This is a genomic window from Kistimonas ophiarachnellae (assembly GCF_057552235.1).
Genome location: NZ_BAAJPA010000011.1, coordinates 141494 through 167638, shown reverse-complemented (window position 1 = coordinate 167638; position 26145 = coordinate 141494). Strand labels below are relative to the sequence as shown.

General features: G+C 54.1%; 21 protein-coding genes. 4 read left to right on the top strand and 17 right to left on the bottom strand.

Annotation, left to right across the window (positions count from 1 at the left end; genetic code table 11):
• Positions 1-239: 239 nt before the first annotated feature.
• The 12 genes from AC27K1_RS15075 to gyrA all read right to left on the bottom strand — a co-directional run bounded on the left by AC27K1_RS15075 (position 240) and on the right by gyrA (position 14804).
• Positions 240-710, bottom strand: a complete 471-nt coding sequence (locus tag AC27K1_RS15075) for a transcription termination/antitermination NusG family protein (RefSeq protein ID WP_487151640.1) — start codon at positions 708-710, stop codon at positions 240-242.
• 20 nt (positions 711-730) lie between these two features.
• Positions 731-1447, bottom strand: coding sequence for an orotidine-5'-phosphate decarboxylase (gene pyrF, locus AC27K1_RS15070; protein ID WP_487151639.1), 717 nt, complete (start codon positions 1445-1447; stop codon positions 731-733).
• 161 nt (positions 1448-1608) lie between these two features.
• Entirely contained in the window at positions 1609-2784 is a 1176-nt protein-coding gene (lapB, locus tag AC27K1_RS15065; protein ID WP_487151638.1) for a lipopolysaccharide assembly protein LapB, read from the bottom strand.
• 3 nt (positions 2785-2787) lie between these two features.
• Positions 2788-3099 carry a hypothetical protein gene (locus tag AC27K1_RS15060; RefSeq protein ID WP_487151637.1) on the bottom strand — a complete coding sequence of 104 codons (312 nt, stop codon included), beginning with the start codon at positions 3097-3099 and terminating at the stop codon, positions 2788-2790.
• Between the two features lie 20 nt (positions 3100-3119).
• Entirely contained in the window at positions 3120-3422 is a 303-nt protein-coding gene (locus AC27K1_RS15055) for an integration host factor subunit beta (RefSeq protein ID WP_487151636.1), read from the bottom strand.
• A 222-nt stretch (positions 3423-3644) separates the two neighbouring features.
• Positions 3645-5324, bottom strand: coding sequence for a 30S ribosomal protein S1 (rpsA, locus tag AC27K1_RS15050; RefSeq protein WP_395178163.1), 1680 nt, complete (start codon positions 5322-5324; stop codon positions 3645-3647).
• Between the two features lie 335 nt (positions 5325-5659).
• Positions 5660-6349 (bottom strand): (d)CMP kinase, encoded by a 690-nt coding sequence (gene cmk / locus AC27K1_RS15045; RefSeq protein ID WP_487151670.1) that lies wholly within the window; start codon positions 6347-6349, stop codon positions 5660-5662.
• The gene (locus AC27K1_RS15040) at positions 6345-8597 is read right to left on the bottom strand and encodes a bifunctional prephenate dehydrogenase/3-phosphoshikimate 1-carboxyvinyltransferase (protein ID WP_487151635.1); all 2253 of its coding nucleotides are present in this window, start codon (positions 8595-8597) and stop codon (positions 6345-6347) included. Before AC27K1_RS15040 ends, cmk begins: the two co-directional genes overlap by 5 nt.
• Positions 8587-9711 carry a histidinol-phosphate transaminase gene (hisC, locus tag AC27K1_RS15035; RefSeq protein WP_487151634.1) on the bottom strand — a complete coding sequence of 375 codons (1125 nt, stop codon included), beginning with the start codon at positions 9709-9711 and terminating at the stop codon, positions 8587-8589. Before hisC ends, AC27K1_RS15040 begins: the two co-directional genes overlap by 11 nt.
• A gap of 51 nt (positions 9712-9762) precedes the next feature.
• Positions 9763-10857, bottom strand: coding sequence for a prephenate dehydratase (gene pheA, locus AC27K1_RS15030; protein WP_487151633.1), 1095 nt, complete (start codon positions 10855-10857; stop codon positions 9763-9765).
• Between the two features lie 74 nt (positions 10858-10931).
• Positions 10932-12014 (bottom strand): 3-phosphoserine/phosphohydroxythreonine transaminase, encoded by a 1083-nt coding sequence (serC, locus tag AC27K1_RS15025; protein ID WP_487151632.1) that lies wholly within the window; start codon positions 12012-12014, stop codon positions 10932-10934.
• 186 nt (positions 12015-12200) lie between these two features.
• Positions 12201-14804: a DNA gyrase subunit A gene (gyrA, locus tag AC27K1_RS15020; RefSeq protein ID WP_487151631.1), complete on the bottom strand. Its 2604-nt coding sequence runs from the start codon at positions 14802-14804 to the stop codon at positions 12201-12203.
• 510 nt (positions 14805-15314) lie between these two features.
• Between gyrA and AC27K1_RS15015 the strand changes: the two genes are divergently transcribed.
• The 4 genes from AC27K1_RS15015 (at position 15315) to AC27K1_RS15000 (ending at position 19046) form a co-directional block, all read left to right on the top strand.
• Positions 15315-16658: a TRZ/ATZ family hydrolase gene (locus tag AC27K1_RS15015; RefSeq protein ID WP_487151630.1), complete on the top strand. Its 1344-nt coding sequence runs from the start codon at positions 15315-15317 to the stop codon at positions 16656-16658.
• 11 nt (positions 16659-16669) lie between these two features.
• Positions 16670-17389, top strand: a complete 720-nt coding sequence (gene ubiG, locus AC27K1_RS15010; RefSeq protein ID WP_487151629.1) for a bifunctional 2-polyprenyl-6-hydroxyphenol methylase/3-demethylubiquinol 3-O-methyltransferase UbiG — start codon at positions 16670-16672, stop codon at positions 17387-17389.
• A gap of 89 nt (positions 17390-17478) precedes the next feature.
• Complete coding sequence (locus AC27K1_RS15005; protein WP_487151628.1) at positions 17479-18195, top strand: HAD family hydrolase; 717 nt, start codon at positions 17479-17481, stop codon at positions 18193-18195.
• A 62-nt stretch (positions 18196-18257) separates the two neighbouring features.
• Entirely contained in the window at positions 18258-19046 is a 789-nt protein-coding gene (locus tag AC27K1_RS15000) for a YciK family oxidoreductase (RefSeq protein ID WP_487151627.1), read from the top strand.
• A gap of 66 nt (positions 19047-19112) precedes the next feature.
• Here the strand turns inward: AC27K1_RS15000 and AC27K1_RS14995 are convergent, their stop codons facing one another.
• The 5 genes from AC27K1_RS14995 to AC27K1_RS14975 all read right to left on the bottom strand — a co-directional run bounded on the left by AC27K1_RS14995 (position 19113) and on the right by AC27K1_RS14975 (position 26144).
• Positions 19113-19976 (bottom strand): nuclear transport factor 2 family protein, encoded by an 864-nt coding sequence (locus AC27K1_RS14995; protein ID WP_487151626.1) that lies wholly within the window; start codon positions 19974-19976, stop codon positions 19113-19115.
• Between the two features lie 140 nt (positions 19977-20116).
• On the bottom strand, positions 20117-22381 hold the full coding sequence (locus tag AC27K1_RS14990) for a TonB-dependent receptor (protein ID WP_487151625.1): 2265 nt from the start codon (positions 22379-22381) through the stop codon (positions 20117-20119).
• A gap of 90 nt (positions 22382-22471) precedes the next feature.
• Positions 22472-24430 (bottom strand): iron ABC transporter permease, encoded by a 1959-nt coding sequence (locus AC27K1_RS14985; RefSeq protein ID WP_487151624.1) that lies wholly within the window; start codon positions 24428-24430, stop codon positions 22472-22474.
• Positions 24427-25347 (bottom strand): iron-siderophore ABC transporter substrate-binding protein, encoded by a 921-nt coding sequence (locus tag AC27K1_RS14980; protein WP_487151623.1) that lies wholly within the window; start codon positions 25345-25347, stop codon positions 24427-24429. Before AC27K1_RS14980 ends, AC27K1_RS14985 begins: the two co-directional genes overlap by 4 nt.
• The gene (locus AC27K1_RS14975) at positions 25344-26144 is read right to left on the bottom strand and encodes an ABC transporter ATP-binding protein (protein WP_487151622.1); all 801 of its coding nucleotides are present in this window, start codon (positions 26142-26144) and stop codon (positions 25344-25346) included. The genes AC27K1_RS14980 and AC27K1_RS14975 overlap by 4 nt, the downstream gene beginning before the upstream one ends.
• Position 26145: the final 1 nt, after the last annotated feature.

The following is a 26145-nucleotide window of genomic DNA, read 5'->3' as shown; positions in this document are numbered from 1 at the left end:
TTTCCCCCGCCAGATAGGATTTTAAAGTTCCTGCATCAAGGCGGTTGTATTACGGCTAAGACTTGACCATCCCGATTTCAGACAATACAGACCTGAAATCATTAAATCTGACAATGATGAATGGAAATAACAGTTCCCCTGAAGGATTACTCCCCAAGGAAGGCAGGATAAGCTTCCGGTCCGCCAGCATGGCTGGCGAACCGCACAATAACAAGACATCGAATTAACAGGCAAAAACCTCAGGCTTTTGTCAACCGACCGATATCTGTCTCAACAACACGCTCACTGTTCAGAATGCAAAGCAGCACCATGCAGCGGTCTGCCCCCTTCTCATACTGATACACCGCCTGCATATCCTTGAAAGGGCCATCGGCAAACTCAACCAGCTGACCAGGCTCAAACAGGGGGCAGCCAACCAGCCGTTCCTCCTGACGCCGGATACCATCCACCAAGTCATCGGGCAGCTTGGCAAAATCGTCGCCAAACTTTACGAACCCGCCAACCCCGCGGGTTGAACGAATCTTGCCAAACTCAGGGTGCTCTTCAAAATCCTCGTGGCGCAGAAACACATAGCCGGGAAACAGCGGTTCCGGCCTGGCTTTCTTTTTTTCCAGCATGGGACAGTAGGCAATAAACCCCTGGCGCTCCAGGTTTTCGATAGCCCGCAACTCTTGCCGGGGCTTGCTGCGTAACAGATACCACTCATCCATAAGAGTCAATTCCCTGTGTTTCAGTTCAGGCTGGCGATGATCTCCTCCAGCACGGCTACCGGCTCTTTCGCCTGTGTCACTGGCCGACCAATAACCAGGTAATCACTGCCATTCTGCACAGCCCGGGCCGGCGTTACAATACGACACTGGTCATTTACATCAGAATTTTCCGGACGAATACCCGGCGTAACCAATTTAAATCCAGCGCCAAGAGACTGTTTCAACATCGCAGCTTCCTGCGCCGAGCATACAACACCATCCATACCGCTATTCGCTGCAAGTGCAGCCAGATGCTGCACCATTCCAGCTGCGCCAGATTGGTAGCCAATTTCGAGTAATTCTTCATCGCTCATACTGGTAAGCACAGTAACGGCAATCAACAACGGTAGCCGGTCAAGCTGAAGTTTCTCAAGCTCCTCACGACAGGCTTCCATCATTCGACGGCCACCCGATGTATGCACATTCACCATCCACACGCCCAGCCTGGCCGCAGCAGCAACCGCCTTACTGGTGGTATTAGGGATGTCGTGAAATTTCAGATCAAGAAAAACATCAAAGCCTTTGTGCTGCAGCGCTTCAACCACCGCCGGCCCCGCGCAGGTAAACAACTCCTTACCCACTTTTACACGACACATCGCGGGATCCAGCCTGTCCGCCATGGCAAGCGCCGGCGCTGCCTCGGGAAAATCAAGGGCGACTATGACAGGGGAAGAGCAATATGAAGTGGTTGAAATCATGAGTAATACGATCTCTCAGATATAAGCACAGGAGGGAAAAATTCTGGCCGAGTATACAACATGGGACTTTACTATGCATCTACACACCATTGAGGACTGGGCGCAAATCGCCCACAAAAGGCGCCACACTATTGGCCAAACCATCGGGAATATCGACTCACTTACTCTCCTTCAATACCCATAATCGGTTCGGTAGTGCCCCACTCATGACATCGCGGACAGTGCCAGTGAAGTGTTTTTCCATCAAAGCCACACTGCGTACAACGATACACAGGTTTACTGTCAAGAAGGCGCCCCGTTAGCTCTCGCAACAACATCAGATTTTGTCGCGGACGACCTTCCGTATTTTCAATATTGAGATCAATCAGCGCATTCAGCCCTTTCAATGAAGGCCGCTTGACAATTTGTTCAGCGATAAATCTTCCAGCTTCTTTATCCCCCTGCTGTCGCGCAATCAACCTGGCAGAAGCCAGAACAACCGCCGCGGAGGGATACTCACGCAGGCATTTACCAAGATAAACCGACAATCCCCGACTGGACCACAGCGCCTCAAAACAGCGCTCAAGCAATGGAATACTTTCCGAGATAAACAGGGGATTTTGTTGATAGATACGCTGTAGAACACGCGCAGATTCGCGATAGTTTTTCAATGAGCACTCAAGGCTGCCGAGAATCAATGTTGCCCGCACATTATCCCGATCCCGCGCAGACGCCAGGCGAATGTTCTTTCGGGCAGTTAACACGTCATTACCTTCAAGCGCCGCCTCTGCCAGCTCGCAGTGATAATGGGCCAGCTGATGCTGGTAGCGATGACTGTCAACACCTTGTGCCTGATGAATGACATCAATCGCCTTCTGCCACTCTTTTTCCTGCTCGTACACCGACAGGAGCAATTGCACAGACTCATCCGCTCCCGACCAGGGTGTTTTCAACATATCCTCAAGCAATGACTCACCACGATCCAGCAACCCCGCTTTAATGTAGTCATGCGCCAACTCCAGCTGAACGCGAAGAGCCTGCTCACGGGTGAGACTTGGCCTGGCCAGAAGGTCTTGATGCGCCTGAATCGCTTTTTCGATCTCTCCACGACGGCGGAATAAGCGCCCCAGCACAATGTAGGTATCGATTGTATCAGCGTTAATTTCCAGCGCTTTTATGAACGACTCAATCGCCTCATCGGTCTGCTCATTCAACAGGTAATTGAGACCGACAAAGTATTCGCTATTGAGCGATCCTTCCTGCCGTTGGCGTTGCGACTGCCTGCGTTGACGGTATCCGAGGAAAAAGCCCGTCGCGATGGATACCAGTATCAGCGCCAGCAAAAGGGGGTCAAACATGAATCAGCTCAACCCTTTTAACGCATTCATTCTCAGCTTTTTGACCTCCGCCTCAAGCTGCTCGTTTTTACGCTTCAGCAGCACATGCCGGACACGAAACCGGGCCACCATGACCATCCCGGAAAAAATACCGACGAAACCGCCTAGCAAAAAGCCAACCACAACAACGGCAGAAACAGAAGCAGGCGCCAGCGGATAGCCCACAACCGTCAATGTCACTTCAGTCGGATTCTCCAGGACAAAGGAAAAAAGCAGGAAAAACAGGGCTATAGTCAGAACAGACCATAGCAAAAGACGCATCCACCTGATGACCATGTTGTTACATACCCGAATTATTACCGGCCAACACCATCCAGTGCAGCCTGATTCACCCGCTCACGTAGTTCTTTGCCGGGCTTGAAATGAGGAACATGCTTACCGGCAAGTGCGACTGTTTCACCGGTTTTGGGATTTCTACCCTTCCTCGGCGCACGATAATGGAGGGAGAAGCTGCCGAACCCACGGATTTCTATTCGCGCGCCCGATGAAAGTGCGCCAGACAATTGATCAATAATGGCCTTTACCGCCAACTCAACATCCTTGAGCATCAACTGATCCTGCGCCTCAGCTATGCGCTCTATTAATTCCGATCGTGTCATAGTGTGCTTCCCTCATCACGGTAGGTTACCGCGCCCCCATGCCTCCCGTACCGGACGAAGCGTATACACAATTTATACGCCTGATCATTCACTGCCCGGAACCCTGTGAGCCTAAAATTCTAAGCTAGCCAATTCCCCCCCGATAATCAAGCAACTTATTGATAAGCATAAAAAAACCGCCGGTAAGACCGGCGGTTTTTTACAGCAGTTCAGTCGTTAGACTTACTTGCCTTCCATCTGCGCCTTGATCAGGTCACCGATGGTGGTAGGACCAGCAGCGGGCTCGTCCTGCTTGCTGCGCAGCTCTTTCATGGCAGCTTTCTCGTCAGCTTCGTCCTTAGCCTTGATGGACAGGCTGATGACGCGGCTCTTACGATCAATGCTGATGATGCGAGCTTCGATCTCTTCGCCTTCCTTCAGCACGTTAGTGGCGTCTTCAACGCGGTCACGGCTGATTTCGGAAGCCTTCAGAGTACCTTCGATTTCTTCACCCAGCTCTACGATAGCAGCCTTGGCGGTCACTTCCTTCACCACACCCTTGACGATAGTGCCCTTGGGGTTGGTGTCGGCATACATGGCAAACGGATCGGAATCCAGCTGCTTGATGCCCAGGGAGATACGCTCACGTTCTGCATCGATAGACAGAACAACGGCTTCGACTTCTTCGCCCTTCTTGTAGTTGCGAACCGCTTCTTCGCCGCCTTCGTTCCAGCTGATGTCAGACAGGTGAACCAGACCGTCGATACCACCTTCCAGACCGATAAAGATACCAAAATCGGTGATGGACTTGATGTTACCGGAGATCTTGTCGCCCTTGTTATGCTGACCGGAGAACTCTTCCCATGGGTTAGCTTTGCACTGCTTGATACCCAGGGAGATACGACGACGTTCTTCGTCGATATCCAGCACCATAACTTCAACTTCATCACCCAGGGAAACGACCTTGCTCGGGTGAATGTTCTTGTTGGTCCAGTCCATTTCAGACACGTGAACCAGACCTTCAACGCCTTCTTCCAGCTCTACGAAGCAGCCGTAGTCAGTCAGGTTGGTGACGTGACCGGATACACGGGTACCTTCAGGGAAGCGGTTCTTGATGGCGATCCACGGATCTTCACCCAGCTGCTTCAGACCCAGGGATACGCGGTTGCGCTCACGGTCGAATTTCAGGACCTTGACGTTGATCTCGTCACCAACGTTGACGATTTCGCTCGGATGCTTGATACGCTTCCACGCCATATCAGTGATATGCAGCAGACCGTCAACACCACCCAGGTCAACGAACGCGCCGTAGTCAGTCAGATTCTTGACGATACCCTTGACTTCCAGACCTTCCTGCAGGGTGCCCAGCAGAGCATCACGCTCAGCGCTGTTTTCAGCTTCCAGAACGGCACGACGGGAAACAACCACGTTGTTGCGCTTCTGATCCAGCTTGATAACCTTGAAGTCCAGCTCTTTGCCTTCCAGGTGCGCAGTGTCGCGAACCGGACGGACATCAACCAGAGAACCAGGCAGGAACGCACGAATAGTGCTGACGTCAACGGTGAAGCCACCCTTGACCTTGCCGCTGATAATACCCTTGACCACGTCATTGGCTTCAAAGGCTTTCTCAAGCTCTTTCCAGGATTCGGCACGCTTGGCCTTCTCACGGGACAGCTTGGTTTCACCGAAACCGTCTTCGACTGCATCCAGAGCTACCTGAACAGTGTCGCCCACCTGAATGGTCAGCTCACCGTTCTCAGCGCGGAACTGCTCCACAGGGATAACACCCTCGGATTTCAGACCAGCGTGAACGATAACCCAGTCGCCATCAATATCAACCACGATACCATCGATGATGGAACCAGGCTTCATTTCAATCTCTTTCAGACTCTCTTCGAAGAGGTCGGCAAAGCATTCAGTCATTGTCATTCCTGTTAAAGATGTCAAACGAAACAGAGCAACGCGGCCTTGAACAGGACCGAAGCGTTGATGATTTCGCATGATTCCCACCGCACCACCAGCCTGTACGGGTTAATCATCACAAAGGGGTTATCGTCCGTCGCTGGCTGTACGACCTGCAACAGGATAAGGCTCCTGCCACGTTTTCGGTCGTCGAGACCATCACCCCACCTTGCTCCAGCAAACAGCTGCTACCTTCTTTACACTGTGCCGGGCATTATCAAATATTCGCCACAACTATAAGACTACAAGGCTTACAGCTATCTGCTGATGCATAATTCGAATATAGGTACCGATTTTCAGATCACTGCGTTACGACGCATGGTATCCAGCACTTTATCCAGCACTTCCTGTATTGTCAGTTTAGTGCTGTCGATGATAATCGCATCATCAGCGGGCTTGAGCGGCGCAACTGCGCGGTTGCTGTCCTGATCGTCCCGCGCCTTTATATCGGCTAAAAGGCGATCAAGACTAACATCTACCCCCTGGGCTTGCAACTGCTCAAAACGACGTCTTGCACGCTCCTCAGTGCTGGCGGTCAAGTAGAATTTGATGTTTGCATCATCAAACACCACCGTGCCCATATCCCGGCCATCAGCCACCAGGCCCGGCATTTCCGCAAAGGCCCGCTGCCTTGACAGCAGCGCCCTGCGCACTTCCGGAAGGGTAGCAATCTTGGACGCCCAGGCACCCACTTCCTCGGTACGGATCGCATTTTCCACATGCTCACCTTCGAGCACAATGCCGCCTTCGGAGGCACCATCACCACCGGCCAGGAACTGCACATCCAAATGGGCAGCCAGCACTTTCAGGGATTCTTCATCCTCCAGACTGACGCCGTGATTTACAGCCGCCAATGCCGTCAAACGATACAGCGCACCACTATCCAGAAGGTGCCAGCCCAACTCGCGGGCCAGCAAACGGGCAAGCGTTCCCTTACCGGATCCTCCCGGACCATCAATGGTTACAACAGGAACATTGTTTTCAATCACGTCTGATCTTCTCAATCACTTTAAGTCTGAAGCCAACCGAGTCGGCCAGCTCCACAAAATTAGGGAATGAGGTGGCAACATTGCTGCAATCCCTGATGATAATCTCATCACTGGCACGCAACGCCGCCACCGCAAACGCCATGGCAATACGGTGGTCACCATGACTGTCGATGGTTGCGCCACCCATGTCACCACCCAGAATTTCAATACCATCCGGCAACGGCCGGGCATCAATACCCAGCGCCTGCAATCCATCCGCCATAGACTGGATTCTGTCACTTTCCTTGACCCGCAATTCCTCTGCACCACGTAACAACGTCTTCCCTTCTGCGCAAGCTGCTGCGACAAACAGCACGGGGAACTCGTCAATCGCCAGAGGGACCAATTCCTGCGGTATTTCAATCCCTTTAAGCCTGGCTGAGCGCACCCGGATATCAGCTACCGGTTCACCACCCACTGTCTGCTCATTCTCAAGGGTGATATCCGCCCCCATCAGGCGCAGGATATCAATAACGCCGGTGCGGGTCGGATTAATACCCACATGCTTCAGCAGCACATCGGAATCCGGTGCGATACTCGCTGCCACCATCAAAAAAGCCGCAGACGAAATATCTGCAGGAATATCAATGGTCGTTGCCGTCAGCGAACCTCCACCGACAAGGGCAGCATGGTTACCCTCAACAGCCACGGGATAACCAAAACCCGACAGCATACGCTCGGTATGGTCGCGGGTCACGCCCGGTTCAGTTACGGACGTTTCACCTTCGGCATAGAGACCAGCCAACAACAAACACGATTTGACCTGTGCAGAAGCCATCGGCATCGCATAGGAGGCCCCCTTAAGCGAGCGACCACCACGGATTTTCAATGGCGGACGGCCTTCCGGCCCAGTCTCAATCTCTGCACCCATATCCCGCAGAGGATCAACCACTCGTCCCATAGGCCGTTTTGACAGGGATTCATCACCCGTCAACTCAACATCAAAGCTCTGAGCGGCCATTAACCCGGTCATCAGGCGCATGGCGGTACCGGCATTGCCCAGGTAGAGCGGGCCGGCCGGCTGCTTCAGCCCGTGCAACCCAACACCGTAAATAGTGACATGCCCATTGTGCGGACCCTCAATGACCACACCCATATCGCGAAACGCCTGCAGCGTCGCAAGGGCATCCTCACCTTCAAGAAAACCATCAACTTCCGTGACACCCTGCGCAAGGGCGCCCAACATGATGGATCGGTGGGAAATCGATTTGTCGCCTGGCACACGAATATCACCGCGTACGGAACCGCCCGGCTGGGCCACATAGGTCAACTGGCTGTTTGTCATGGGTTTCAGATACGCCTGATTTTCCAGCATGCTGGTAAAATGCTCCCGCGCCGCCCTGGCCCGGGTGAAGATACCCCGCATGGTTTGACTGTCACCGCTTGCCACGGCTTGATACAAGGTGTCCAGCCCCTCCCGAAACGCATCCAGCGCCTCCAGGACAGCCTGACGATTGGCCTGAAAAACATCATGCCACATGGTGGGGTCACTGGCGGCAATCCGGGTAAAGTCCCTGAAGCCGCCGGCGGCATAGCGAAAGATATCCTGGTTATCCTTCTCACCCGCAAGGGTGTCCACCAAAGAGAATGCTAATAGATGCGGTAAATGACTGGTTTTTGCCAGCACTTCATCATGATGAACGACATCCATGTGCAGCACATCCGCACCACAGGCTGCCCATAACCCCGTCACACGGTTGATGGCCTTTTCGGCGCTTTGCTCAGTCGGGGTCAGGATGACCTTGTGAGCTTCAAACAGATCCGGATTCGCCGCCATCACACCACTGCGCTCGGAACCCGCGATAGGATGACCAGGCACCAGGTTTTCCGGCAAGCATCCAAAAGCATTTCGGGCACCCTCTACAACGACCTGCTTACAGCTGCCTACATCAGTAATGACTTTGCGGGACCAGTCGACCTCAAGCCCGGCCAACGCTTCCAGTAAAGGCCCAATACCGAGAATGGGAACCGCTAACACCAGAAGGTCTGCATCATTAACCGCCGCTTCCAGGGAGTCTGGATAGCCATCAATGATGTCCTGCTCCAATGCAATAGCCAGCGATTGCCGATCACGGTCCCACGCAATTACACGATGACAAGCATCCCGCTGCTTCAGCGCGGCGGCCAGGGAACCACCAATCATCCCCAGCCCGATCACCAATACTGTACTGTCCGATAGCGGCGGCAGCGAGGAGTTATCCGCCATCAGCGACCTCCTTCAAGACTGCTCTCAGAGCATCAAGAAATTGCTGATTCTCAGCCTCTGTACCTACCGACACCCGTAGATGGCTCGGCATACCGTAAGCTGCAATCGGACGCACGATCACACCACGCTGCAACAGACGGTCAAAGATACCATTCGCATCACCGCCGGTATCAAACGTGATGAAGTTACCAATGGAGGGAATCCACGACAGCCCCAGACCAGTAAGCCCGACTTCAAGCTGACGCAAGCCGTCCGTATTCACTTGCCGGGAACGCGCAAGATACGCATCATCTTCCAGAACGGCAAGCGCACCCTCCATAGCCACACTGTTCACATTGAACGGCTGCCGGATACGATTCAGCACATTGGTAATTGATGCACCGGCCACCGCATAGCCAATCCGCAACCCGGCAAGACCATAGAGCTTGGAAAACGTGCGCGTCACAACAAGGTTCGGATATTGCTCCAGCCAGAGCAGCCCATCGGGGTACTCCGCCTCATCAACATATTCGCAGTAAGCCTCGTCGAGAACGACGATGATATGCTCAGGCACACTATCCAAAAACGCCTGCAACGCATCGCGCTTCAGCCAGGTACCTGTCGGATTATTAGGATTGGCAATAAAGATAACGCGGGTTTTGTCGCTGATCCGGTCTGACATGGCAGCCAGATCATGCCCCCAGTCCTGAGCCGGAGCAACAACAGGGACACCACCTACGCCAAGGGTCACAATAGGATATACCGCAAAGGCATGCTCGGAGAAAATCACCTCATCACCCGGTGCCACATAGGCTCTGGCCACAAGTTCGAGAACATCATTGGAACCATTACCCAGCGTAAAACACTCAGCCGCAATACCATACTTGGCTGACAGCGCCGCTTTCAACGCGAAGCCATTACCATCCGGATAGCGGGCCAAATCACCGACAGCCCGAGCCATCGCATCCACCGCTTTCTGTGAAGGACCCAACGGGTTTTCATTACTTGCCAGCTTCACAATCGCGCTTTCTTCCAGCCCCAGCTCCCTGGCGACTTCACTGACCGGCTTTCCCGGCTGATACGGTTGCAGCCCCTGAACCCCAGGATTTGCCAGCGCTATGTAATCACACCCCATCTCTGCTTTTACTCCCGATATTGCGAGCCTGACAGCTCGTCACAAGGTGATTTACAGAACCCCTTTGGGGTATGAACCCAGCACCTTCAACTCTGAGGCAAATGCCTCAACCTCCTTCAGCACATACTGCACCTTCGGATCATCCTGGTGGCCGGTAAAATCAATGAAGAAGACATAATTCCAGGCACCCGAACGTGACGGACGGCTTTCGATCCGGGTCAGATCAATGTCATAGCAGTGAAATGGCGCCAGCAACCTGTGGAGACTACCCGGCTGGTTACGCATGGAGACAACGATTGATGTTTTGTCTTCATTGCTGGCCGGTACATCCTGATTACCAATAATCAGGAAGCGGGTGGAGTTATCCGGCTCATCTTCAATCTTTTCAGCGACCTTTTTCAGCCCATACAGCTCGCAGGCCATATCACCGGCAATCGCCGCCGAATTCCACTCACCCTTGACCCTGCGCGCTGCTTCCGCATTACTGCTGACAGCCACTTTCTCCACCATGGGCCAGTGGGAGTCCAACCATTTGCGACACTGCGCCAGCGACTGGGCATGAGAGTAGACGCGCGTGATTTTCTCTTCGCGGGTATTTTCCCCGACCAGGAGGTGCTGATGGATTCGCAACACCACCTCGCCACAAATGCGCATTGATGAATGAATAAAGGAGTCCAGGGTATGGCTGACCACCCCTTCCGATGAGTTCTCTACCGGTACTACGCCGTAATTAACCGCACCCGACTCTACTTCCCGGAACACTTCATCGATAGCCGCCATGGGCACACTGACCGCAGAATGCCCGAAATGCTTGAGCGCCGCCTGCTGGGTAAAGGTACCTTCAGGCCCCAGGTAGGCAACCCGTACGGGTTCCTCAAGCGCAAGACAGGCCGACATAATTTCACGAAACAGTCGCGCCATTTCCTCATCATCGAGAGGACCATCATTACGCGACATGATCCGGCGCAACACCTGGGCCTCGCGCTCCGGGCGATAGAAAAAAGCATCCGTGGCGCCCGCTGCTTCCTTGACCCTGGCGACTTCCTGGGCCACTGCCGCACGAGCGCTGATCAGCTCCAGAATCTTGCCATCAATACTGTCGATTTTATCCCGAAGCCCTTTCAGGTCTTTTTCCTGGTCCGCCATCTTGATCACCCGTTATCCGTTATCACTCGCCAAACAGCCATGCGTAGAAGACAGGCTTTTTATGAAGAACACGATCACCCGTAGCGCCGCTCAAAGTCAGCCATAAAGGCAACCAGCGCATCAACCGCCGCCTCAGGCACTGCATTGTAGATGCTGGCGCGCATGCCGCCGACAACCCGGTGCCCCTTGAGATTCAACAAACCTGCATCCGCGGACTCACTCAGAAACGTGCTATTAAGGGCATCATCTGCCAAACGGAACGGCACATTCATGATGGACCGGTAGGCAGTCTCAATCGGGTTGCTGTAAAAATCACTGCCATCAATGGCCGCATACAACTTGCCAGCCTTGCGCTGATTCAAAGTCTGAATAGCTTTCAGACCGCCCTGACGTTTTAGCCACTGGAAGACCAGTCCTGACAGGTACCAGGCAAAGGTTGGTGGCGTATTGAGCATGGAGTCATTATCCGAAACCAACTGGTAGTTCTGAAGCGACGGACAAGCGTCCGAAGCAAAACCCATCAGATCTTCACGCACGATAACCAGTGTAATACCCGCCGGACCTATATTTTTTTGTGCACCTGCATAGATCAGACCAAAACGGCTGATATCCAGCGGTTCAGAAAGGATAGATGAGGACATATCCGCCACCAGCGGAATATCACCCGTGTCCGGAATATCAGCAAAGGCCAGACCGCCAATGGTTTCGTTCGGGGTATAGTGGACGTAGGCGGCATCGGATGACAAGCGCCACTGTGAAGCGTCTGGCACTGTCGCATAATTAGCGTCTACACTACTGGCCGCAACATTCACCTGACAATAACGAGAGGCTTCTTTAATCGCTTTGGAAGACCAGTGTCCGGTATCAAGGTAGTCTGCCGACATCCGCTTACCCAGCAGATTGAGTGGCACTGTCGCAAACTGCGCGGTTGCCCCACCCTGCATAAACAGGACACGGTAGTTATCAGGAATGGCGAGCAGATCACGCAGGTCCTGCTCCGCCTGCGCAGCCACTGCCATAAACTCCGGGTTACGGTGACTGGTCTCCATGACCGAAATACCACGCCCCTGCCAGTCCAGCATTTCATCGCGGGCTTGCTCAAGGACTTCAGTGGGTAATGCGGCGGGACCCGCACAGAAATTAAAGGCTCTTGTCATGACGGCACTGCCTGTTTTTCACCGTTATCGCACTTTTATCCGCTAATTCTTGTTAGACAGGGAATAATCGGAAAAGTTTGCTTGCTTGGCTCGATTTTCGTTTTTATTGCAACTTCTGCACATTGTTCACGTCATCCATAAGCGACAGGCTGTACCGGTTATGGTGACAGCCTGCCTGAGTAACGCTTAACTTTCCGTTGCAGTTTCCGCTTCGGCATCCGGTTCCTGGATACCATCATCCGTCAGGACAGATTCGTCTTCCTCTGGCTCATCCACCCGCTCAACACCTACGAGGCGCTCACCGGCAGAGAGACGAATCAGGCGCACGCCCTGGGTATTACGGCTCATCACGGAAATTTCCTCAACCCGTGTACGCACCAGCGTACCGTGGTCGGAAATCAGCATGATTTCATCACCACCAGACACCTGCACCGCACCGACCATCTGGCCATTACGGTCATTGCACTGCATGGCGATAACGCCCTGACCACCACGACCGGTCAGACGGAAGTCATTGACGACGGAACGCTTGCCGTAACCATTTTCACTGGCCGTCAGGATGTGCGCATCATCATCCGGAATGATCAGAGAGATTACGTGCTGGTCATCCGCCAGACGCATACCTCGGACACCACGGGCGGTTCGTCCCATGGCGCGCACATCGGTTTCCTTAAAGCGAATCGCCTTACCACTATTACTGAGCATCATGACATCACGATCACCATCGGTGATCGCAGCACCGACCAGCATATCGTCTTCATTCAATTCAAGAGCAATCAGACCGGAAGAGCGCGGACGCGAGAACTGCTCCAGCGGTACTTTCTTGACCGTACCACGCAGAGTAGCCATGAAGACGTAATGCCCTTCGGTAAATTCCTCAACCGGCAGCATGGCAGTGATCTTTTCACCTTCCGCCAACGGCAGGATATTCACCACCGGACGACCACGGGACGTACGTCCCGCCTGGGGAATCTCATAGACCTTCAGCCAATACACCTTGCCCTTGCTGGAGAACAGCAGGATACGGGTATGGGTATTGGCCACCAGCATATGCTCAACGAAATCTTCTTCCTTGACCGATGCCGCCGATTTACCACGACCACCACGACGCTGAGCCTGGTATTCCGCCAACGGTGTAGTTTTGGCATAACCCGCGTGGGACAGGGTGACCACCATGTCCTCTTCAGTAATCAGGTCTTCAACGGTCAGATCGCGACGGGAACTGGTGATCTCCGTACGACGTTCGTCACCAAATTCTGCAACAACTTTCTGCAACTCTTCACGGATAACGCTCATAAGACGCGCCGGATCCGCCAGAATCAGACTGAGTTCAGCAATCCTGACCAGCAATTCCTGATACTCATTGAGCAGTTTTTCATGCTCAAGGCCTGTCAGGCGGTGCAGTTTCATCTCCAGGATGGCATGTGCCTGCGCAGGTGACAGGTGGTAAAGGTTTCCCTGAACACCATACACAGACGGCAGATCATCAGGACGACAGGCGTTTTCTCCTGCACGCTCAAGCATTTTCTGCACATAACCTGCGTCCCAACCTTTAGCCATCAGACGCTCACGCGCCTCCTGAGCGGTCGGCGAATCCTTGATCATCTGGATGATCGGATCAATATTCGACAGGGCAACCGCAAGACCTTCCAGCAAATGCCCACGCTCACGCGCCTTACGGAGCTCATAGACGGTACGACGAGTGACCACTTCGCGGCGATGCCGGACAAACGCTTCCAGCAATTCTTTCAGGTTCAGCGTTTTCGGCCGACCGTCCACCAACGCAACCACGTTGATGCCAAATACATTTTCAAGCTGGGTCTGGGCATACAGATTGTTCAGTACAACCTCACCCACTTCACCCCGGCGTAATTCGATAACAACCCGCAAGCCATCCTTGTCGGATTCATCACGAATCTCGGAAATACCTTCAATCTTGCGTTCCTTTACCAGCTCGGCAATCTTCTCGATCAAACGCGCCTTGTTCACCTGGTAAGGAATTTCGTGAATGATAATGACCTGACGCTTACGCTTGGGGTCATCCACCACTTCCGCTCTGGAACGAATATAAATACGACCACGACCAGTGCGATAAGCCTGAAGAATCCCTGCTTTACCATTAATAATGGCGCCGGTTGGAAAATCCGGACCGGGAATATAGGTCATCAGATCATCAACCGTGAGGTCGGGATTATCAATCAACGCCAGGCAACCGTTGATCACTTCGGTCAGGTTATGCGGCGGAATATTAGTCGCCATGCCAACAGCAATACCGGCAGAGCCGTTGACCAGCAGATTGGGGATACGGGTTGGCATGACCGCCGGGATCTGTTCCGTGCCATCATAGTTGGGCACATAGTCCACGGTTTCCTTGTCCAGATCAGACAGCAACTCGTGGGAGAGCTTGTCCATGCGTATTTCGGTGTAACGCATGGCTGCCGCCGAGTCACCATCAATGGAACCGAAGTTACCCTGACCGTCAACCAGGGTATAACGCATGGAGAAATCCTGGGCCATGCGCACAATGGTTTCATAGACCGCCGAGTCACCATGGGGATGGTATTTACCGATGACATCACCGACGATACGCGCGGACTTCTTGTAAGGTTTGTTCCAGTCGTTGCCCAGCTCGCTCATGGCAAACAGCACACGTCGGTGCACGGGCTTGAGGCCGTCACGGACATCAGGCAAGGCACGCCCGACGATTACACTCATGGCATAATCGAGATACGACTGTTTCAGCTCGTCTTCGATATTGACCGGAAGAATTTCGTTCGCAGTATCCACCATAAACGCCCAATATTCCTTGCTACAGATGACCCGCCGGAAAGATCCCGCCCCCTGAAGAAAGAGGCCAGGACAACAGGCGCAAACGAACCCCTTGTCCGGTTGCTGCCCGGCTTATTGCCAGACAAACCTGCCTGATCGACCAACGGTATCGGGAAGTTATGCAACTGTCAGTGCCCGAAAGCCTGCTGACGAACATAAACGGCTATCAGTTCGCCTGAACACCGACAACTTCCAATGATTTGATAAACTTTGGCATGATACCACAGGCTGTTTACTGCATCACCAAAAATACCGGCCTAAATCTGCCTGTATGGCGCCGGAATGATTGGCCATACCCCCTCCCACTCCTGCCATCACACCAGCATCAGCACACGCTATAACCTTGAGACCCACAAATAGACAGATATATCCATAAAAAGGGTTTCCGACGGTCACGCCTGCCCAAGAAATACGATATGATTCAGCCAAATAGCAGAAAGACTGCACAATACTGCCTGACAGGATTCCCTGATGACACAGAACGCCGCAAACAGCATCAAGCAGGTCGATACCCTGATCCACGCCCGCTGGGTTATTCCGGTCAATACCCACCGTGACATACTGGAACATCACAGCCTGGCGATTCAGGGCGACAGCATCATCGACATCCTGCCAACCGCGGATGTAGCTGGCCGCTACCAGGCTGCACAGGAACATAACCTGGACCGTCATGCCCTGATACCGGGCTTTATCAATGCCCACGGCCACGCCGCCATGTCACTGTTCCGTGGACTGGCTGACGACCTACCGCTGATGGACTGGCTGAACAACCATATCTGGCCAGCCGAAGGCCGCTGGGTCAGCGAAGAGTTTGTTCATGACGGCACCCGGCTGTCTATCGCCGAAATGATCCGCTGTGGCACGACTACGTACAGTGATAACTATTTCTATCCTGACGCCTCCGCAACCGCTGCCAATAATGCCGGCATGCGGGTCCAGATTGTCTTCCCCATCCTGGACTTCCCCACCACATGGGGCAAAGATGCTGACGACTACATCGAAAAAGGCCTGGCGACACACGACAAGTTTCGCAACCACTCACTGGTTCGGGTTGGCTTTGGTCCCCACGCCCCCTACACCGTCAGTGACGAGCCCCTGAAGAAAATTGCGACTCTCGCGGAACAACTCGACCTGCCAGTCCAGATGCACATCCACGAAAGCGCTGACGAAATCAATCAGGCAATGGAAAAGGATGGCCGCCGCCCGATCCAGCGTCTGGCCGACATTGGCTTCCTGTCACCACGCCTGCAGTGCGTCCACATGACCCAGATGAACGAAGCGGATTACCAGCTGATTGCCCGTAACGGTTGCCACGTGGTGCACTGCCCGGAATCCAACCTCAAACTGGCCAGCGGTTTCATGCCTCTGGATCGAATGCAGCAGGAAGGTATCAACGTTGCCCTGGGCACCGACGGCTGCGCCAGCAACAACGACCTGGATATGCTGGGCGAAATGCGCACTGCCGCCCTGCTGGCCAAAGCCGTCGGCCATAACGCCACCGCACTCAGTGCCCATGAGGCCCTGGCAGCAGCCACTATCAACGGCGCCCGTGCGATGGGCATCGAGGATCAGGTCGGCTCACTGGAAAACGGTAAGTTGGCTGATATGGCAGCATTCGCGCTGGATGACATCGAAAACTACCCGCTCTACAACCCGGTTTCCCAACTGGTGTACACCGCCACTCGCAACCAGGCTACCCATGTCTGGGTCAATGGTCGCCTGCTGATGGACAACCGTCGCCTGACCACGCTGGATGAATCATTCCTGATTGAAAACGCCCGCCAGTGGCAGAAAAAGATCTCCGAGCGCGCATAAGGGGCCAATGCATGACCGAGGAACGCTACAACGCCAACGTTGACCGTGAAGAAATCGCCAAGTTCGAAGCCCTGGCCAGCCGCTGGTGGGATCGTGAAAGCGAGTTCAAACCGCTGCACGCGATCAATCCACTGCGCCTCAACTACATCGACGAGAAGGTTGGCCTTGCCGGCAAAAACGTTCTGGATGTCGGCTGCGGCGGTGGCATCCTCAGTGAATCGATGGCCCACCGCGGTGCCAAAGTAACCGGCATCGACATGGGGGAAGCCCCGCTCGCCGTTGCCCGCCTGCACAGCCTGGAAACCGGCGTGGAAGTCAATTATCAGCAGATCACCGCTGAACAGCTGGCCGATGAGCAACCCGGCAGCTTTGACGTAGTGACCTGCCTGGAGATGCTGGAACACGTTCCCGACCCGGGCAAAGTCATCGATGCGTGCGCGCGACTGGTTAAACCGGGGGGCCATGTGTTCTTTGCCACGCTCAACCGCACACCAAAGTCCTGGCTGTTCGCCATTGTCGGTGCCGAATACATCCTGAAACTGCTGCCCAAGGGAACGCACGATCACGATAAATTTATTCGCCCGCACGAACTTGCAGGCTGGTGTCGCAGCGCCGGACTTGATATAAGACATATGACAGGTATGGTCTACAACCCGTTGACCAAAGTTTACCGGCTAAAAGATGAGGATCTGGACGTCAACTATCTCGTCCACACCAGCAGACAGCCATAAACCGGTCAGCGTTACAACGCACAATACACCGGATAAACGATGGGCTTTCAGCCAGACCACTGCCGGCCCATCGCCTATAAAGAGCGAGAATGGACGAACTACTGGATACCACCGATATCAACGCCGTCCTGTTTGATCTGGATGGCACGTTACTCGACACCGCCGACGATTTTATCCATGTTCTGAACGCCATGCTGGCGGAAGACAATCGACCTGTTCTACCCTCACCCATCATCCGGGCTAACGTATCCAATGGCTCCAGGGCCATGGTGACACTGGCTTATGGGTTGACTGAATCAGCACCGGATTTTCATGCCTACCGCAACCGCTTCCTGGAATGCTATGCGCAGCACATCGAAGACCAGCAGCGCAGTTCTACACCATCCTTGTATGCCGGCATTCCCGAACTGCTGACCGCGATAGAGGCCCACAACCTGCCCTGGGGCATTGTGACCAACAAGCCCCGCGATCTGGCTGAACCGATACTGGAACAGCTGCAACTCAGTCGACGCAGCAGTGTTCTGGTGTGTCCGGATGATGTCCGGCGCAGCAAACCGGATCCGGAGTCACTGTGGCTGGCCTGCGAACAGCTGGACTGTGAAGCCAGTCGCTGCATTTACATCGGGGATCACAAGCGCGACATTGATGCAGGACGCAGCGCCGGCATGACCACGATCGCCGCTCTATACGGATTCATCCCGGATACGGACAATCCGCTGGACTGGGAAGCCGACTACAATGCGGAGCAACCCGACAACATTCTTGAGTGGCTGGATGACAACCGCTGGCGCCTCCCGCACCAGTGAAAATCTCAATCCACCCGTAAGCATTGACACGTTTTCAAACCATTGCACGCAGTCAGGACACCATGTCACAACAGCCTAGCAAAAACAAAGAAACCACCGTGACCACACCCGTCAATCGCTATGAGGCACCTCAGAACCTCCTGCAGGACAAAATCATCCTGGTGACCGGCGCTGGTGATGGCATTGGCAAGGCCGCCGCCCTGACCTTTGCTCGCCACGGTGCTACCGTTATTCTACTGGGTCGCACGACGGAAAAGCTGGAAGCGGTTTACGACATCATCGAAGCAAACGGCTGGCCTCAGGCTGCCATCTACCCCATGAACCTGGAAGGCGCGGCCATACATGATTACGAAACCATGGCAGCCACCATTGAGAAAGAGTTCGGACAACTGCATGGCCTACTGCACAATGCCGGATTGCTAGGCAAGCTGGGCCCCCTGTCACAATATGATCCGGATATGTGGCAGCGCATCATGCAAGTGAATGTCAATGCTGAATTCATGATGACCCAGGCACTCCTACCTATCATGCGGGAATCCGGCCCGGCATCCATCCTTTTCACCACATCAAATGTTGGCCATAAAGGTCGCGCCAACTGGGGAGCTTATGCGGTTTCCAAGTTTGCCACTGAAGGCCTGATGCAAACGTTGGCTGATGAAGAAGACGGTATCAGCGAGGTGCGCGTCAACTGCATCAACCCCGGCCGCGTCCGTACCGCCATGCGTGCCAGCGCCTATCCCGGAGAAGACCCGATGACACTCAAGGCGCCTGAAGAGATTATGGCAGCTTACCTGTACCTGATGGGTGACGACAGCCAGAAGGTCAATGGTCAAACGGTTGATGCCCAATAACGAATAACCTGTGGCAGGCTACGTTACTCGTACTCAGCCTGCCGCATTTCCTCATTCTCGGATATTTCAGAAACAGGGCAAAGATAAGTGCCCATGTCTCGCGCGCCAGCTATCTCCCTGACGCTCCATAATGTACGTTCCTCTTACCGGCGACACGGATACCCTTTCTCCTGTCGTTTCGTATTCTTCTTCCAGCAGGATATCAGCACTCAAACAGGCGTAGTCCCCACCCAGAAATACCACGGGATGTTGAAAGTCCATATTCATCCTGACATCACGCAGTCGCTCCCGACCAAAATTGACTATTTGCTCTCGGGAATGCATCGCCTCACAATCAACAACAGGCCAGCATAAGAGATTGTCATCCTGAACCCATAATTCAGTGACCAGCTTTTCAATGTCTTTATTCTTCACCAGGTCAACACACTGATGTAACCAGCGCTGAAACGGCTCCAATTGCCCCCCCTCAGCACGGCACGACGCTTTATTAACCACGTCAGCACGCGCTGGTATAGGCTTACATGGTTTTATCGCCGCAAGATCCCAGGCAACAGACCGATGACCATGGCGTATACACCAGCTATCTGCGTGATTTTCAAGGTACCAGGTCACACGAATATTGTTGAAATTTTTCTGGCGACCATCACGGTATGTGATGGTTTTATCGGACAGGTATGTCAGGCAGACAACTTGCTCGTCGCCAAAGGACCACTGATCCCTTTCTGCAGCCATCTGAATGTGCGCAATATTGCGCATTTTTTCAGATACCACAGACTCAAGACTGCCAAGTGTCATGTAATTATCATCCGGTTCCAGTGACCAGCCGGTAATATCATCCCGAACATTCAAAGCCATTACGCTTTCGCAGGATTGCGTTGTGACGCTACGATTAAAAGCCTGAATAAACGCATCCAACGACGACGAAGCCATCACCTTTTCCTCACACTGCAGCTCAGAAAAGATAACAATAGTCTTAATTTCCGTTTGGATCCGAAAAAGCAATGGAAACGAGACGACAGCGCACTGCTGCCACCCCGTCTGACTTACGTCATATACCAGAACCTGCTCACTTAATAGTCCACGGTATACGACAAACTCAACGTACGTCCCTGTGCGGGTATTGCGGAAGTTACACCATAGGTCTGCTGCGCCCACTGGCTGTAAACCGTTTGATAATCACGATTCATCAGGTTACTGACCGCCGCATCCAACCGACCGGCTGGAAGGTAAAACGAAGCCAACAGATCAACGGTGGTATAACCATCCACCGACTCCTTATTCCCCCCGCTGCTGTAACCCTTGTCGTAATCCGCAAAGGTTAAACTCTGCAACCTAACATTGAAACGATCACGCTCATAAGCGACATAGGCTGTTAACTTTTCCGGAGAAACATCCGCTGCACTCAGATCCAGCCACTTGCGCTCATCTTCGTCATAGGTGCGCCCTTCTGTGAACACATAACTGCCACCCACACTCCAGTGGTCAGTCACAAAATAATCCAGGGATGTCTCGACGCCGTAGATTTTCTTTTTCTGATCCAGCAGATCAACGCTGTAATCATCATTAAACGCAACCGTCTGGTCAGACTTGTTATAGAACACCGTGACGGCACTTTGCAGCGTATCCCAGCGCCCCCGCCAACCGAGTTCGTAGTTCTTAACCTTGACGGCATCCAGGTTTGCGCTGTCTACCGTGGTCGGATTCAAGCCAGGTAACGCCGCAATATCACTGGTTGTAGCAACCGCATTACGCAGGACACGTGCCACGTCAGGCACTTCAAAGCCTTCACTGTAGCTGGCAAACAGGTCATTGTGTGCGTTGAGATTGTATACGACACCCAGGTTATACAGAGTTGCCCGATATTTCTTTTCAGCACCTTCAAGTACGGTGTAATCCTGGTTACCCGGAATCAGCGGGTTATACCAGGTCTCGGCCACCGGATTATAATCGCCGATATCGGATCGGATGCGCTCATGACGCACGCCGGCACGGAGCACAACGTCATCCGTTAACTGGTAGCGCCCCTGTAAAAACAGCCCGAGGGTTTTGGTGTCGACATCCGGCCCATAATCGTACTCATCCCCTATCGGCGTATACGACAAGCCATTGCTGTTAGAAAACGCCGTTGTATCAAAGCTGCGCGCTTTCTGGCGTCCCTTATCAACGTCGTAATCCAATCCATAGGCCAGCTTTAGCTGCGATGATACATCGGTATCCAATACCAGCTTCAGGCCATAGACCCGGGCCTCACTGGTAGACTGGTTCACCACCAGATCATTCACCCCCGCAGGCGGATAGATCACTTTATAGGCATAAGGGAAGAAACGAGCCTCACGCTCACGGTAGTAGGTCTGCGCCGTTAATCGGCTGCCATAGAAATCCGCATCCGTAAACGACAGCGAAAAGCTATCACGGTTTGTAAAAGGCTGACTGTCCAGATTCAACCCTTTGACCGCCTGGTTATCGCCTTCCGTAATGGCAGACGCTCCCAGGATCCCCACCAGTGACAGGTCCGGGTTGCCATAATAGGGGCCATAATCTGAATCCATTTCATCACGAAAAACCTGGAGCGACGCTTCCAGCCTGCGATCCTCATCCAGGTCAAAACCCAGCTTAAACAGCAGGTCCCGGGTATCGGTATCGCTTCGTGAGACCTGCGCCGGCTCCGGCGCAATGCGATTGCCATCGGCATCATAAAACCCGTTACGTTGTTCAAACGCCGCACTGGCCAGAAAGTCGAATGCCCCCTGCTTGCCACTGACACTCTGGCTCAGGGTATAGGTCGCGCCATCCTTACTGATCTCGTTGGTAGCTACACTGAACCCGGCATGCGTTGTAAAAGCCAGCGCATCGTCCGTCGCTTTTTGGGTAATGATATTAATGATGCCGCCTGTACCTCCCGCCCCGTAAATGGCGCTGGCACCTGACACGACCTCAATCCGCGCCACATTCTCGGGACGCATACTGTTCATCTGCCGGCTGATCTGGCGGTTCTCTTCCTGAGGAATACCATCAATCAGAACCAGTACTTTACGTCCGCGAATGGACTGGGTTCGATCGGTGACCGTCTGGGTGCTAGGTCCCATACCGGGAATGAGGCGTTCCAGCACATCCGCCAGTTTCTGTCCCGGCCGGCTTTGCTGACGTATCCCTTCCTGATCAATCACCTGAACCGTGCTGGCAATGGATGACACGGGCTCCGCCGACCGGCTGGCCGTCACCATCACCGGGTCAAACACTGCGGCAGGTTCTGACGCTGAAGCATGGGCGTGGATCATCGCCACCGATAAGCCGGTGGCCAATGTGAGGGGTTTAAAAGACTGCCCCGTAGGCATGGCTCTACTCCTTATTGATTTTCATTTTCATTTAATCCTTGTTGTTATGCATGACCTGTTTCCTTCAGGCTTATGTTTTGGAAAGAGGGATCAGGAGCGCTGGATATATTTGCCGGTCAGCAACAGCACAATGAAATACAGTCCACCCGCCGCCGAAACCACCAGGCCAGCAGGTAACTCAAACGGATATAACAGCGCACGAGACATCCAGTCACCCACTACCAGCAACAGTGCACCAATCAGTACAGACGCCGGCAACAGATGACGGTGACTGGATAATCCGAACAGGCGGGCAATATGGGGCGCCATCAGTCCAACAAAGGAAATGCCCCCCACAACGGCCACACTGACCGCCCCCAGCATCGCAACGACCAGCAACAACACAACAATGCTTAGTGAGACGCGAATACCGAGTAGCGCCGGCCAGTATTCCCCCAGGGAAAGAATATCCAGCTGACGCCAGCGCGCCGCCAGCAGTGGCACGACGACCATCAGGCTCAACGCCAGCAAACCGACCAGGTGAGCATCAACCGCATAGGTACTGCCAGATAACCAGAGCAGCACATCACTGGCCTGGTTACTGCCAAGCACCAAGACAATATTGACCAACGTTGCCGCAGCGGCAGAAAGACAGATCCCGACCAAAGCAAACAACTGCGGTCGAAACCCGGTCAGACGCCCCACGACCACCAGCAGCATCAGCGCCAGCCCACTGCCGGCAAGCGACAGCCACACTTGTTCCAACCGGCTCAGTCCGGGTAACAACACGGTGCCCAATACCACAAACAACACGCCGGTGGTCGTCAATCCGGAAACATCAGGACTGGCCAGCGGATTACGCATCAGGCTCTGCAGCACCAGTCCCGCCAGCCCCAGCGCCGCACCGGCCAGTAGTGCCGCCAACACCCGTGGCCAGCGCAACTCAAACCGGCCAATGGCCAGGTTATGGGAAAGACTGCCATAGCTCACCACGACCAGTAACAACAGCATCACCCCCATGAACCGCCCGGGTGCAACCCGCCGCAGGGATCGAATGCCCGTCTCTGCAGGGGGCTTCATGCCACTGAAGGATTGCCGTCTCAGTAACAGGTAGATCATGAACGGTGCGCCAATCAGTGTGGTCATGGAACCGGCCGGCAGGCTGTAATGACGCCCGGCCAGCAGACGAGCCAGTACATCAGCCCCCAGGAGCAACATCGCGCCCACCAAAGCAGCCACCAGCAAACGTCCGGCGGCATGACGGTAGCCCAATCCCCGGGCAATATGGGGTGCAATTAGCCCGACAAAACTGATCATTCCCACCTGGCTGACCACTAGTGCTGACAACAGCAACGCCAACAACAGGGTAATGGCGACGGTCTTTCTGACATCGACGCCAAACCCGCTGGCCAGCTCATCGCCCAGTTCCAGCAGATCCAGCCGCCGGGCCATCAATATTGCCAGCACAGTCAAACCGAACACCCACGGCCAGCTGCGGGAAATCCCGCTGAAATCATGCTGTACAAGGTTACCGGCGCCCCAGATATAGAGTCCGTCCAGACGATTTTCCCAGAACATCAGCAGCCCCGCGCTGATCGCACCGAGCGACAGGGTTACCGCCATTCCGACCAACACCAGGTTCAGTGGCGAATCACTGATCGCCCGCGACAACCTGAAAACGATAACAGTGGTCAGAACCGCACCGGAGAACGCAACAGCGACTGGCCATTGAGCGGTAAACGCTGGCCAGACAACGCCGCCTATGACGACGGCCAGCAGAGCGCCGGCATTGACGCCCAGTGTCGCAGGACTGGCAAAGGGATTCCGGGTGGCCTGTTGCACAAGCACACCTGCCACGCCCATGGCAGCGCCCATCAGTAGCGCCATCAATGTACGCGGCAGCAACAAGTACCAGACAACGGTCTGCTGTAATGCCGAGAGCACATCGCTGCCAGACAGTAAACGAAGAACATTGATATCAGGGATGCCAGTTGCAGCCGTCACAGATAACAGTGACAGGAGCACTGTCACCAGAAACAGTGTCGCCAAGGGCAAGGATAATGCTTTCATGTCCCCTCCGGCGCCAGCTGATCAGTAAATGCATGGAGCATTCGGATGGCAGAATCAGGGCCCCCAAAACTCCACAGGTTAGGTGCCCGGTACAACCGATCATCACGCACGGCTGGCAGCTGTTGCCAGACCGGCGAATGCGTCATGCCACGGGCTTCCTCCGGGATATCACCCAACAGAATCAGACTGACATCGCCAAGTAAAGACAGCTTGAGCAAGTCGAGATGGGTAAAATCCCGCCCAGGCAACGGTGTCAGCGGTACGCTTTGCAACCCGATTTCACGCAACAGTGAGCCTGCCAACGATGCTTCACCAAAAACCCGTAGCCCAAGCCCCATACCGACAAACTTTCCGACAACAACCGTTTCACCGGTGCGACCGGCGTGTTGAATACGTTCGCGTGCATCTGTCAATGCATCCGCCAATTCGGTTAATTTTGCTTCAGTCTGCTGCTGGCGCCCCACTATCTCGCCAACCGTACGAAACGTGGTTTGCATACGTGTCAGGTAATCCCGCGGATCCTTTTGGCTCGGGTATTGGCGAAACAGTGCTGTTGGTGCAATCGTTTCAAGTACCGGCAACAACCGGGCATGCCGCCAGTTGTACCCCAGGATCAAATCCGGTTGCAGATGGGCAATGGCTTCCAGGCTGGGTTCTGCGCGATGCCCCAGTTCAACCACCCGGTCAGGTAATGGCGGGTAATCTGACTGCCACTGTCGATACCCCTGTACCGATGTGACACCGACAGGCGAGATACCCAGCGAAAGCAACATTTCCGCCTGCGTCCAGTTCAGTGCCGCAATTCGCCGGGGAGAATGTTCAAGAATCAAATGGCCAGCGTCATGCGGGATCACGGTTCCTTGTACACCGGGGGATAACATCAAGATCAGCCCCATCAGCAACCGAAGACATTTCACACCGAGACTCCCGTGGACTGAGGCACGAAAAGGACATCCCCGTCGTTTCCTGACAAAGCGACCTGGCGACACTCAACATCAAACACTGCACGCAATAGTGCCTTATCCAGCACTGCATTTGCCGCACCACTTCGGACAATTCGCCCCTGATCAACCACCACCATATGATCGCTGTATTGCATCGCCTGATTCAGGTCATGCAACACCCAGACAATGGTCACACCACGCTCACGGTTCAGGGTTCTGACGATCTCCAGCAAACGCAACTGATGGGCAATATCCAGCCATGAAGTTGGTTCATCCAGCAGCAAAATACCGGTCGACTGGGCAAGCACCATGGCAAGCCAAACCCGCTGCATTTCCCCGCCCGACAACCGGTCTACCAGCTGGTCTTCACGCTCCGTCAAACCGACCCGTTCCAGTACCGCGTCTATTACCTGGTGGTCAGATGACTTTAATCGCCCAAATGGCCCCGCCCATGGATGGCGACCACAGGCAACGAGATCGGCAATGGTCATACCAAGGGGAACCGGTGAATACTGGGGCAACAGGGCCAGTTCACGGGACAGGGTTCGTCGTGAATACATAGAAAGCGACTTTCCATTCAAGATTAACCGACCCTGATCCGGCACCAACAACCCGGCCAACAGTTTCAATAAGGAACTCTTTCCAGAACCATTCGGCCCGATAATGGCGGTGATCTTGCCCGGAGGAATCGCCAGCGACAGGTTATATAACAAGGTTTTACCGCCGGTACGGACGGTCACCCCGTCAAGCTCGAAAGACGACTGATACATA

Excerpts from the sequence above, each read along its gene's own strand:
- AC27K1_RS15075 (WP_487151640.1), bottom strand. The coding sequence starts at position 710 with ATGGATGAGTGGTATCTGTTACGCAGCAAGCCCCGGCAAGAGTTGCGG.
- pyrF (WP_487151639.1), bottom strand. The coding sequence starts at position 1,447 with ATGATTTCAACCACTTCATATTGCTCTTCCCCTGTCATAGTCGCCCTT.
- lapB (WP_487151638.1), bottom strand. The coding sequence starts at position 2,784 with ATGTTTGACCCCCTTTTGCTGGCGCTGATACTGGTATCCATCGCGACG.
- AC27K1_RS15060 (WP_487151637.1), bottom strand. The coding sequence starts at position 3,099 with ATGGTCATCAGGTGGATGCGTCTTTTGCTATGGTCTGTTCTGACTATA.
- AC27K1_RS15055 (WP_487151636.1), bottom strand. The coding sequence starts at position 3,422 with ATGACACGATCGGAATTAATAGAGCGCATAGCTGAGGCGCAGGATCAG.
- rpsA (WP_395178163.1), bottom strand. The coding sequence starts at position 5,324 with ATGACTGAATGCTTTGCCGACCTCTTCGAAGAGAGTCTGAAAGAGATT.
- AC27K1_RS15040 (WP_487151635.1), bottom strand. The coding sequence starts at position 8,597 with ATGGCGGATAACTCCTCGCTGCCGCCGCTATCGGACAGTACAGTATTG.
- hisC (WP_487151634.1), bottom strand. The coding sequence starts at position 9,711 with ATGGGGTGTGATTACATAGCGCTGGCAAATCCTGGGGTTCAGGGGCTG.
- pheA (WP_487151633.1), bottom strand. The coding sequence starts at position 10,857 with ATGGCGGACCAGGAAAAAGACCTGAAAGGGCTTCGGGATAAAATCGAC.
- serC (WP_487151632.1), bottom strand. The coding sequence starts at position 12,014 with ATGACAAGAGCCTTTAATTTCTGTGCGGGTCCCGCCGCATTACCCACT.
- gyrA (WP_487151631.1), bottom strand. The coding sequence starts at position 14,804 with ATGGTGGATACTGCGAACGAAATTCTTCCGGTCAATATCGAAGACGAG.
- AC27K1_RS15015 (WP_487151630.1), top strand. The coding sequence starts at position 15,315 with ATGACACAGAACGCCGCAAACAGCATCAAGCAGGTCGATACCCTGATC.
- ubiG (WP_487151629.1), top strand. The coding sequence starts at position 16,670 with ATGACCGAGGAACGCTACAACGCCAACGTTGACCGTGAAGAAATCGCC.
- AC27K1_RS15005 (WP_487151628.1), top strand. The coding sequence starts at position 17,479 with ATGGACGAACTACTGGATACCACCGATATCAACGCCGTCCTGTTTGAT.
- AC27K1_RS15000 (WP_487151627.1), top strand. The coding sequence starts at position 18,258 with ATGTCACAACAGCCTAGCAAAAACAAAGAAACCACCGTGACCACACCC.
- AC27K1_RS14995 (WP_487151626.1), bottom strand. The coding sequence starts at position 19,976 with ATGGCTTCGTCGTCGTTGGATGCGTTTATTCAGGCTTTTAATCGTAGC.
- AC27K1_RS14990 (WP_487151625.1), bottom strand. The coding sequence starts at position 22,381 with ATGCCTACGGGGCAGTCTTTTAAACCCCTCACATTGGCCACCGGCTTA.
- AC27K1_RS14985 (WP_487151624.1), bottom strand. The coding sequence starts at position 24,430 with ATGAAAGCATTATCCTTGCCCTTGGCGACACTGTTTCTGGTGACAGTG.
- AC27K1_RS14975 (WP_487151622.1), bottom strand. The coding sequence starts at position 26,144 with ATGTATCAGTCGTCTTTCGAGCTTGACGGGGTGACCGTCCGTACCGGC.